Annotated in this window: 12 protein-coding genes and 1 pseudogene; 4 read left to right on the top strand and 9 right to left on the bottom strand. The window is 56.9% G+C overall.

Annotated features, from left to right (window positions below; translation table 11 throughout):
• Positions 1-293: 293 nt before the first annotated feature.
• A complete protein-coding gene (locus F4U94_RS02465) occupies positions 294-476 on the top strand; it encodes a hypothetical protein (protein WP_120252926.1) in 183 nt (60 codons plus the stop codon).
• Between the two features lie 62 nt (positions 477-538).
• On the opposite strand, the gene F4U94_RS02460 is transcribed toward F4U94_RS02465, so the two are convergent.
• The 3 genes from F4U94_RS02460 to F4U94_RS02450 all read right to left on the bottom strand — a co-directional run bounded on the left by F4U94_RS02460 (position 539) and on the right by F4U94_RS02450 (position 1,639).
• Positions 539-727 (bottom strand): helix-hairpin-helix domain-containing protein, encoded by a 189-nt coding sequence (locus tag F4U94_RS02460; RefSeq protein ID WP_120252927.1) that lies wholly within the window; start codon positions 725-727, stop codon positions 539-541.
• The gene (locus tag F4U94_RS02455; RefSeq protein WP_120252928.1) at positions 724-1,218 is read right to left on the bottom strand and encodes a nucleoside deaminase; all 495 of its coding nucleotides are present in this window, start codon (positions 1,216-1,218) and stop codon (positions 724-726) included. The genes F4U94_RS02460 and F4U94_RS02455 overlap by 4 nt, the downstream gene beginning before the upstream one ends.
• Positions 1,219-1,297: 79 nt before the next feature.
• A complete protein-coding gene (locus tag F4U94_RS02450; RefSeq protein WP_161600433.1) occupies positions 1,298-1,639 on the bottom strand; it encodes a PilZ domain-containing protein in 342 nt (113 codons plus the stop codon).
• Positions 1,640-2,099: 460 nt separating this feature from the next.
• On the opposite strand from F4U94_RS02450, the gene F4U94_RS02445 reads away from it, so the two are divergent.
• Complete coding sequence (locus F4U94_RS02445) at positions 2,100-2,507, top strand: BLUF domain-containing protein (protein WP_120252930.1); 408 nt, start codon at positions 2,100-2,102, stop codon at positions 2,505-2,507.
• 425 nt (positions 2,508-2,932) lie between these two features.
• On the opposite strand, the gene F4U94_RS24725 is transcribed toward F4U94_RS02445, so the two are convergent.
• Entirely contained in the window at positions 2,933-3,133 is a 201-nt protein-coding gene (locus F4U94_RS24725; RefSeq protein WP_211363291.1) for a hypothetical protein, read from the bottom strand.
• Positions 3,134-3,570: 437 nt separating this feature from the next.
• Here F4U94_RS24725 and F4U94_RS02440 point away from each other — a divergent pair, with 437 nt between their 5' ends.
• Together F4U94_RS02440 and F4U94_RS02435 are read left to right on the top strand one after the other, a co-directional pair.
• Positions 3,571-4,692, top strand: a complete 1,122-nt coding sequence (locus F4U94_RS02440; RefSeq protein ID WP_161600432.1) for a sensor domain-containing diguanylate cyclase — start codon at positions 3,571-3,573, stop codon at positions 4,690-4,692.
• Between the two features lie 74 nt (positions 4,693-4,766).
• Positions 4,767-4,973 (top strand): hypothetical protein, encoded by a 207-nt coding sequence (locus F4U94_RS02435; RefSeq protein ID WP_120252932.1) that lies wholly within the window; start codon positions 4,767-4,769, stop codon positions 4,971-4,973.
• A gap of 60 nt (positions 4,974-5,033) precedes the next feature.
• Here F4U94_RS02435 and F4U94_RS02430 read toward each other — a convergent pair whose 3' ends face one another.
• The 5 genes and pseudogenes from F4U94_RS02430 to F4U94_RS02405 form a co-directional block, all read right to left on the bottom strand.
• Entirely contained in the window at positions 5,034-5,585 is a 552-nt protein-coding gene (locus tag F4U94_RS02430) for an opacity protein (RefSeq protein ID WP_120252933.1), read from the bottom strand.
• Positions 5,586-5,962: 377 nt separating this feature from the next.
• Positions 5,963-6,334, bottom strand: coding sequence for a PilZ domain-containing protein (locus tag F4U94_RS02425; RefSeq protein WP_145986301.1), 372 nt, complete (start codon positions 6,332-6,334; stop codon positions 5,963-5,965).
• Between the two features lie 544 nt (positions 6,335-6,878).
• Complete coding sequence (locus tag F4U94_RS02415; RefSeq protein ID WP_161600431.1) at positions 6,879-7,232, bottom strand: helix-turn-helix domain-containing protein; 354 nt, start codon at positions 7,230-7,232, stop codon at positions 6,879-6,881.
• 230 nt (positions 7,233-7,462) lie between these two features.
• The gene (locus F4U94_RS25305; RefSeq protein WP_281347247.1) at positions 7,463-7,798 is read right to left on the bottom strand and encodes a Fic/DOC family N-terminal domain-containing protein; all 336 of its coding nucleotides are present in this window, start codon (positions 7,796-7,798) and stop codon (positions 7,463-7,465) included.
• Positions 7,782-8,515: pseudogene (locus F4U94_RS02405) on the bottom strand (IS5 family transposase). The gene F4U94_RS25305 and the pseudogene F4U94_RS02405 overlap by 17 nt, the downstream one beginning before the upstream one ends.
• Positions 8,516-8,568: the final 53 nt, after the last annotated feature.

Below are 8,568 nucleotides of genomic sequence, written 5' to 3'. Positions count from 1 at the left end.
GGCCTGAAATTACCGTGATCTGAGTCATCGCACCGTTCCTAGTATCGGTGCAAACACCGGCGCTTGCACCGGTGCCATCTCGAAATATCAGCCGATCACCGCAAGGCGGCCCTCACCGGAGCGATACGTCGAAGCCGACGAGGGTATCACTGATTTTGGCAAGCCGTTCATCAAGGCAGCGGCAACCCGCGTCTGGGCACGCGAACCAAGCGTGCGCATGCTGGCATAAGTGCGTTCGGGAACACTGCTCACAGCCACGTGTTCTACAAATATTCCAATTGTAGGAGAGCATCATGAGCATCGAAGGCAAAGCCAAGGAAGCTGCCGGTTTCGTCAAGGAAGAGCTGAACGAGCACGGCGATACCCCTGAAGCGAAGAAGAAGGCTCAGGAAGGCCGTGATCTGCGCAATGAAGGTCGCATCGAGGACGGCAAGGCCCCCAAGACGACCGAGCCGGGCACCGGCGCCAAGGAATAAGGCTCATTCGAGCTTCAGGACGCCGCCCTTAACAGGGCGGCGTTTTTGCATCCAGTGATCGGCTAGATCGTCAGAACGCCCTTAAGCCCTTCGGCATTGCCTGCCATTCCCGGTACTTCCTCAAGCTGCCGCAGCGCTTTGAAGGCGCCGCGATCGTCTCGATAGCGGAAAATCTCGAAACCATGCCCCTTGAGCTGCGGAATGGTATCCAGCTCCTCGGCCGTTGCCATATTCAAGTTTATCGGTGTCATAGGTTGGCCTGTTCTTCGAGAGGCAGATCAGCATCTGGCGGGTAATAGAGGGCAGCACATTTCTCTCGCAGGCATCCCCCTTCGATCATGATATCGTCGCGGTAGGCGTCAGCGATAAAGGCCAGCGTATCGACATGCTTGGCCTCGAAATACATCGCATGCACGTCGTCGCGCCCTGCGCCATAAACGACCCTGCCCACCTTCGACCAGATCAAGGCCATCGTACACATGCCGCAGGGCTGAAGCGTCGAATAGAGCGTCGCGCCGCGCAGCTCCATTTCGCCTGTGCCTTCGCAGCCTCGCCGGATCGCCATCATTTCGGCATGGGCGGTCGCGTCGGGAAGTTCTTCAGTCTGGTTACGCTCGCCAGCTATGATCTTGCCGTCGAGCACGATCACGCACCCCAAGGGTGACGTGGAAGGATCGGAGCCTTTGGACCGCGCAATCTCGATCGCCTTGCGCATCCACGCTTCGTCTTCAGCTTGTGGCATGGGCAGTCTCCTAGGAAAAGATGACGATTGTCGACAGCATGAAGGCACCTATTGGAGGCCTTGCAATCCTGCCAGCCGGTCACGACCTATCGGACTGGGCAGATGAAAGAGGCGGCTCCTCCATCATATTGCCCTTCACATCCCCTCCATTGGCAGCGATTACAGCGAAGGGATCGACCGGCTTGGAAAAGGCGACGCCACAGAGGCGATCATTTCTCCATCGGATCTCGCCGTTCACGTCCAGATTTCTCGCCTTGAGTGAAAGCTTGCAGCCTGGCCAAAGATCATTTTGAGCTTCAAGCATCGCTCCGCCTGCTGAGATATCTCCAACAACGACGACCCTGCTCCCGGTGTCCAAAGTGAGCGTGGCTCTAAAGGACGTGGCGAACCGTGCATCGCGACGTCGGTCAGCTTTGCGCATTCGTTCATATAGCGATGGTAGCATGGTCTTCACTCTCGAAAGGAGGGGCGTCCCGACGCCATCACCTGAGCAGAAACAATTTCCGGGTTAAGAATTTAGGCGATGGATGTGCGTGCATGAGCCCGAAAGGCCGCAGGTTAAACCTGGCTGGTGACCAAATGGTTAACCTGAGACAATAATGAGCGTATATTGCCCGTCTAACTCATCATGAATCTTGGCATTGTCCCGCGATCTTTTCCGCCTGGCTACCTCGGATACATATCAGCAGTCGTTTTTGTTGGTGCTTTGCCACGGTGACCAATCTAGCCCATGCGTTGTCAGTGGATTGCCAGCTGGTTGCATCGAATTTTCGGACGCTGCAAGCCAATAACTGGCATGAGGTTCAACCTAAGTTAAACAGGCTGTTAATCCTTTTTTTTATGTCCTTCCATAGATTTGCCTCCATTATGCGGAGATCGAAATGAAACGGTTGCTCTATATCAGCACAGCTCGCTCCATTCTGGACGCATCAGAACTTGAAGAGCTGCTCTCTAAGTCGCGTGCGGCGAACACCAAGGCAGACCTTACGGGATTGCTAGTCGTAGGCGGGCGACGGTTCTTACAAGTGCTTGAAGGCCCCGACGAGGCAGTGATCCGGACATATGAACGGATCAAAAGTGATCCTCGCCATTTTGCTCTAGTCAAGCTTCACGACAAGGCGGTCGAAGGAAGGGCTTTCGGTTCATGGTCAATGGGATATGAGCAAGGCGGCGAAGCCGCAGCTTCAGCTTCGCTAGCAGATCAAGTGAACGCTATGGTAGCGTCAATAGCCGATCCCACGCTGCGCGCCTACTTTATCGGTTTTGCTGAAACCCACGCCGGAACATAGCTAAATGTCGGCGTTTCAAAATGAAAACCGCACATGATCTAAGTCGGCAGGTGGGGCATCCTGGTCGACTAGAACGGTTCTTTGGAGAAACATCGGGGCTTTCGCGAAGCGCTAAATGAAAGGTCGCTAGGTGCCGATCAGGATACTGCAACATCGGCACTCGACCCTGGGATGATTGATGCGCTCAGTAGAGCGCCAATAGACTGCTTGGCGTGCGACTTGGTGCGACGACATTGGGTCGCCCTTATCAAAAAAAGGCCCCGCCTCGGGGTCACAAGGTAGGGCAATATGCGTTGGGGACGCAGCCTTAATACGATATTTGTTGGGTGATGGTTCCGATCGCGTGCTTGGGATTTCCAAGCCATTTCCGCATCATCCAATGTCTTAAAACTATCGCCCTTTGCGCCCGCTTCCTGGAGCTTCTTTCAAAGATTATCGGGGGTCATTGCGGCGCGGAAACGGAGGTCCACCTTGGCCTGCTTGGCGAGTGTACCGATCCAGTCATCCCGCCCTATTTGCTTCAATAGCCATGCGCCAAACGCCTCGCCCTGTTCGTTCGGTTCCATTATAATCTCGCATCGTCGCGCGATATTAGGCCGGAACGTTACTTCAGCAAACTGACGCATGTATCTCTGCCAATGTGACCGGCTCCCATGAGCGCTACGCAGCACATCGGGCAATTGCCGCCATGTGCTTCACATCTCCCAAGCGATATCTTCGATCACCCGATTGCGCTCACTGGCCCTGCGCATCCTGCAGCGCATCATTTCAAGCCTCGCATTCACAACGGGTCGGGATATAGGTTATCATCCTGCGCCGCACATCGGGTTCACCCATTTTAGGCCTCTAGCGAAGTACGACATCGCGCCCTTCGTCTTCCGAATATATGATGTCCGTCCTCAGAGCTTTTATCATAGTCGGAGGTGGCACAAAGACACGTCGATCAGCCGCAGGGAGAAGCTCTACCCACCCAGAAAATTTGGGTTTTGCGACAAATAGTCTACAGCTCGTCCCGGCATTAAGGAATCTTCAAAAGGCGCGCATTAGCTGGCGGTTGACGGCTATGCTTCATTCCCTTGATCTCTTCACGCTGCAAATGGCCAGCATTCTGGCAAGTACTGCATTCGGCCTCGTTTTCGCGGGCCTATGGCGGGGCCGCCTGGACGACAAGAATCTGCTATATTGGTCAGCTAGCTCGTTGTTGTACGCGGCGGATCTGATCGCTTTTATGGCCGTAGATCTTTTGCCGCTACCTGTTGGCTGTTGCCTTTATGGCCTCCTCACCGTCTCAAATATCCTTGGCCTCTCAGGCCTGAGGCTTATCGAGAGACGCAAGCCATTCGCCTTGTGGATGTTAGGGTTGGTCGCCATTACGATGACTGCCTATGCGGCCCCGGTTTTCGCCCAGGCCTATTGGCCCACGATCCCATCATCATGTATTCCCATCTCCAGAGCAGTCGGATTAATCATATCCATGACCGTGGTGGGGACAGCTTGTATCCGAAGCGGGCGGCGCTGCGCGTCACGAGGCGGCGCGATCGCTGGAATTGCGACCCTCGGCTATATTCCCGGCTACCTCGTCTCCATCGCTGCGGAGTTGGGCTGGCCTATGGGCAATGATTGGCTGGCTCTCATCCCCATGATCTCGGACCAGTTGCTGCTCGGCCTTCTTAACTTGGGCCTTCTGGCTATCCCTATCGAGCGCGCCCAAGCCCGACTGCGTGAGATGGCGCTGCGTGACCCACTAACCGGCTGTTGGAATCGTGCAGGCTATGAGAATCTCTCATCCCGGAAGTCCGATAACGATGGAATGATCGTTGCGATCGACATCGACCATTTCAAACAGATCAACGACCACTGGGGTCATGCAGCCGGGGACGACGCCTTGGTTGCGCTGGCCCGCGCCGCCAGGACGTTAGCCGAGCCGTTGGGCGGCGACGTCGCGCGCATGGGAGGAGACGAATTCCTTATCCTGCTGCCCAACCGTTCGGAACTCGATGCACGAGGCTTCGCAAATCAGCTTCGCAAAGCGCTGGCCAAGACTCCTGCAAGCGAGCCATGGACGATCAGCCTCGGCCTCGCCCGGTTCAATGCCGGAGAAGCAGATTATGCAGCAGCAGCGCGCAGAGCGGACGCATCGCTTTATCAGGCAAAGCATCAGGGGCGCGATCGTGTCGCTGCATAAACGCACATCCTGTGCGGACGGAACATGCTCCCCCCTCACCGGTTGGCTTAGTTCATAGCTGATAGGAGAGAGCCATGATCCCCGAACAAATTCCAGGCGAGAATGACCAGGCTGACATGCAGGGTACATCGATGGATGATCTGCCCGGCACCGACGATGGTACGGACGAGGACGTTGATGTCGACGTTGATGCCGACGAAGAAGACCAGGACGCCGATGCGCTGGAAGATGCGCAAAAGGATGCCGCAGAGCAGCGCGAGCAGGAAGGCGGCTATCAATAGACATAATGAACCCCGCCAGCGATGGTCGCTGACGGGGTTCATTTTGGTCACATCACATTTTTAGAAGTGGAAGATGACACCAGCCATCGGGCGGAAGCTGTCCCAGTCATAGGTGTCGACCTGCACGCGCAGGCGAACGCCGCTGTTACCGGTGACGCCGCCAAGACCAATTTCCTTGGGTCCTACTTCAACGCCGGCGCCGTACATCCAGTCCTTGCGGTCGGGCCAGCCGCCCTTGCCATTCACCCACTGATAGCCGGCCGACGCATAGATCAGGCCGCTTTCACCAGCACGCGCACCGAAGCGGCCCTTGACGCCATATTCCCAGTCGATGTCGCTAAAGCCCTTGGTGGCGTTGCCTTCAACACCAACAAAGACCGGGCCGAGCGGAACATTGACACCGGCGATGCCGCTGATCAGAGCGCCATTCATGATGGTTTCGCCAGGGATGGCGCCGAATTCGGAGCCACGGTCAAAGGTGTGATAGCCGCCAAGCACGCCGACATAGGGCTCGACGCCAAAAGCGTCGGTGCCATCAGGCGCGGTTTCCTGCGCAGAAGCGATGGCAGGCAAGGCAGCCAGAATGGCTGCGGCGGCGAGAAACTTCTTCATATGAACCCCTGTTAGTGTCGATTAGGTCGACGGCAGAACAAGCCGGTTCGTGTCGAGTTTCACAGAAATGTCATTAAACTGAGAGAGTTGCATATATGCAACGGCAGTTTGAGGGGAACCCGGGGCGTATAGCATCGTATTATGGGAGCAAGCGGCTCCCCCTCCCTTGCAGTCTTCATGACTGCCCACCCCCGGCCTGCCGGGGGTGGGCTTCTTGATAAGCGTAGCGGCGCGTAACGAAGATTTCACCTTGTCGCGGCAGTCAGGGTGCGGACGAAGCATCGTCGCGAGGGGCTGCACCCTGATGAGCTTCGTTCAACCGTCGCTTGCCAGCGTATCTTTTCAGACAGGAACGGTGAAGAGGCTCGTCCGGCCCTTCAGCAAACACCACGCGGTAGAAGATGCGTGATCGTGCAGGCGGGTGGCAGGTCATGCCCCAAAGGCCGGATGGAATGTTCACGGATAAAGGCGGCAGGATCGACATCATGTTCCAGCAGCACGCCGCACTTCTCGCCGTCAGCCCAGATTATCGACGCGCAGAGTTCGACCTGATTGACGACGATCGTTACGGGCGTTCCTGCTCGCGGAAACACGAAACCTTCCAACTGCGCGCCGTAGATCGACATGTTCTTGATCGTGGCAAATTCATAAAGACCAGACCAATTGACCGTGCAAGGCACGTTGGCGGCCTCGCGTGGCTGGTGGCGGCGCTCCGGGGTGCGGGCAAGTGCGTTCAGCATCATTGTCATCCTGTTGTCCCCATATGTAGACCAACCTGCGCGTGAATTGTTCCCCACTCGCTGCTACCAGAGTGACCGGCATCGGATGATCGAAACTGTGAACTGATTCCAGTCGGGCAATATCAAGATCATGAATATCGAGTGAGCGACCCTCATCCCGATCGAAAGTCTGCAGAAATAGCCCTGTCGCGACCGGCTTTGATTGCGCAGTCCGGCACCGCACTATCTTGTTACGCAGTGCCGCAACTGTGCTTTATCGCGGTCTGCATCCGCCCCGGCCTGATCGCTGAAAGTCGATCATAATTGAGACAAAAACGTGGCGCTTGATGGCTGGAATGCGCTAAGGATGGGCGAGGCACATATCTTGTCCGGGTGGAAGAACAAGGTGCAGGCGTCGTCGCGCATGTTACGCCGGCCTCGGTGCTGCCGGAACGGAATCGTGAGATGGCGGAACCGGGGTCGGCCGACGAGTCGAGGAAGCGTAGGCCAAAAAAATCTCGGCCGCCCTGGCAGCATTGCGCCGCTTGGAAGCCGTTCTGATACAGCGCTTGGATCAATTGGCGAACCTGACCAGCGCGGAAACACCGGCACGGGCTGTCGACTCTCCATTGTAGATTTCAGCAAGGCGATCCAGCAGGGACTCGATCAGGCCTTCGCCGTTATCGGTCAGCGTAACCACTACGCCGCGACGATCGCGATAGGCCGTGTTTCGCCTGACAAGGCCAATTTCTTCCATCTCGGTGACTTTGCGACAAGCCGTCGAGAACGGGACATTGGCAAAGCTGCACAGGGACCAGAGATAGACGACCCGTCTCTCTCGTTCGGCAATATAGAGTTCCATGAGCATGTCCCATATTGGGTTGGCACAGTGGCGATAGCCCAAGGCATCGCCAAGTGCCTTGCGCATTGTCACCAGCTTCCGGCAGATTTCCATACGAGCGAACGAGCGATGGGGCACAGCATATCTCCCTATGCTTGAACGGCGCGGCGCGCGGCTCAACCTGCCGTTCGCGCGCGATTTGGCTTACAAAAGTCCCTGTCTACGGAAGCTCAGGCTGCCCTCTTGGGCGATCAGGATATGGTCAGCAGTCCGCCTAGTCGGCGCTGTTCATTGAAACCATGGTGAAGCGCATCGCGTTAGAGAGCCAATTCCTTTGTCGCAGGTGGTCCCGGATTTTCAGGAAAGGCGTTCATCTGGAATATCTCGTCCTGGGTGGTTACGATATTCTCGATTTCGGAGCTGGCCTTCGCTTCCTGAAGTGACAGTGTATCGATTAAAATTCCTTGGTTGGGAATTGTCCTGGCTCGGCCTTTCAGTTCGGCCAGATAGCGATGAGCGCGGGTTAGCGCCTTGAGAACCGCAGCTGTTTCGATCGCTCCGGGGGGAGGCAGATCGGGCAGGGCGTAGCTGGGTCGGAGCAAGTCGGTCGCCTTGAGTAAAGAAATCGTCTGATCCTTAGGCCGCGTGGACAAATTTGAGCCAGTATCTGACGGTGGCGATGTGCACCATGCCGAGGAAGCTGTTGGCCAGTTGATCGTAGCGGGTAGCGATGGCGCGGTTGATCTTGAGGTGACCGAACATCCGCTCGATGCGATTGCGCTGTTTATAAAGCGCACGGTCATGCTCGATCTTCACGCGGCGGTTTGATCTGCCGGGGATGACGGCCTCGATTTTCCGCACGGCAAGGTCGGCGCGGATGGCGTCGGCGTCATAGCCCTTGTCGGCGAGCAACGCGTCAGGTGCACGCTCGGGCAGGTCGATCAAATCCTCATAAGCTTTGCAGTCCGCCGCTTCGCCAACTGTCAGATGGAAAGCGAGCGGTCGTCCGAGGGCATCAGCCAGGCAGTGAAGCTTACGGGTGAACCCGCCCCGCGAGCGGCCAAGAGCGCGTCGATGAGTCCCCCTTTTCCGCCCGCTGCCGAGACGTGGGCGCGGACTGTGGTGCTGTCGATGCTGTAATGGCCGTTGTCCGCCATGATCTCGGCCAGCGTTACCGCCACGGTCTCCCATACCCCAGCTTCGCTCCATCGCCGGAATCGACGATAGATCGTGTTCCAACTGCCGTATTTGGGCGGGACGTCACGCCACGGAGCACCGCATCGAAGCCGCCAGAGGATGCCGTTGATGATGAAGCGGTTCTGCTCGGGACGCCTGCCTCGGCCACGGTTCTCGGGCTCGATTGGCAGCAAGCCCTTCAGAATACGCCATTCCCCCTCGGTGAGATCGCCTCTGCACAAGCCTG

Source organism: Sphingobium limneticum (assembly GCF_008710155.1).
GTDB classification, from domain to species: domain Bacteria; phylum Pseudomonadota; class Alphaproteobacteria; order Sphingomonadales; family Sphingomonadaceae; genus Sphingobium; species Sphingobium limneticum.
This window is presented reverse-complemented; position numbering and strand designations above follow the sequence as displayed.

Excerpts from the sequence above, each read along its gene's own strand:
- F4U94_RS02455 (WP_120252928.1), bottom strand. The coding sequence starts at position 1,218 with ATGCCACAAGCTGAAGACGAAGCGTGGATGCGCAAGGCGATCGAGATT.
- F4U94_RS02460 (WP_120252927.1), bottom strand. The coding sequence starts at position 727 with ATGACACCGATAAACTTGAATATGGCAACGGCCGAGGAGCTGGATACC.
- F4U94_RS02415 (WP_161600431.1), bottom strand. The coding sequence starts at position 7,232 with ATGCGCAAGGCACTTGGCGATGCCTTGGGCTATCGCCACTGTGCCAAC.
- F4U94_RS02445 (WP_120252930.1), top strand. The coding sequence starts at position 2,100 with ATGAAACGGTTGCTCTATATCAGCACAGCTCGCTCCATTCTGGACGCA.
- F4U94_RS02450 (WP_161600433.1), bottom strand. The coding sequence starts at position 1,639 with ATGCGCAAAGCTGACCGACGTCGCGATGCACGGTTCGCCACGTCCTTT.
- F4U94_RS02435 (WP_120252932.1), top strand. The coding sequence starts at position 4,767 with ATGATCCCCGAACAAATTCCAGGCGAGAATGACCAGGCTGACATGCAG.
- F4U94_RS02425 (WP_145986301.1), bottom strand. The coding sequence starts at position 6,334 with ATGACAATGATGCTGAACGCACTTGCCCGCACCCCGGAGCGCCGCCAC.
- F4U94_RS02440 (WP_161600432.1), top strand. The coding sequence starts at position 3,571 with ATGCTTCATTCCCTTGATCTCTTCACGCTGCAAATGGCCAGCATTCTG.
- F4U94_RS02430 (WP_120252933.1), bottom strand. The coding sequence starts at position 5,585 with ATGAAGAAGTTTCTCGCCGCCGCAGCCATTCTGGCTGCCTTGCCTGCC.
- F4U94_RS24725 (WP_211363291.1), bottom strand. The coding sequence starts at position 3,133 with ATGCGTCAGTTTGCTGAAGTAACGTTCCGGCCTAATATCGCGCGACGA.
- F4U94_RS02465 (WP_120252926.1), top strand. The coding sequence starts at position 294 with ATGAGCATCGAAGGCAAAGCCAAGGAAGCTGCCGGTTTCGTCAAGGAA.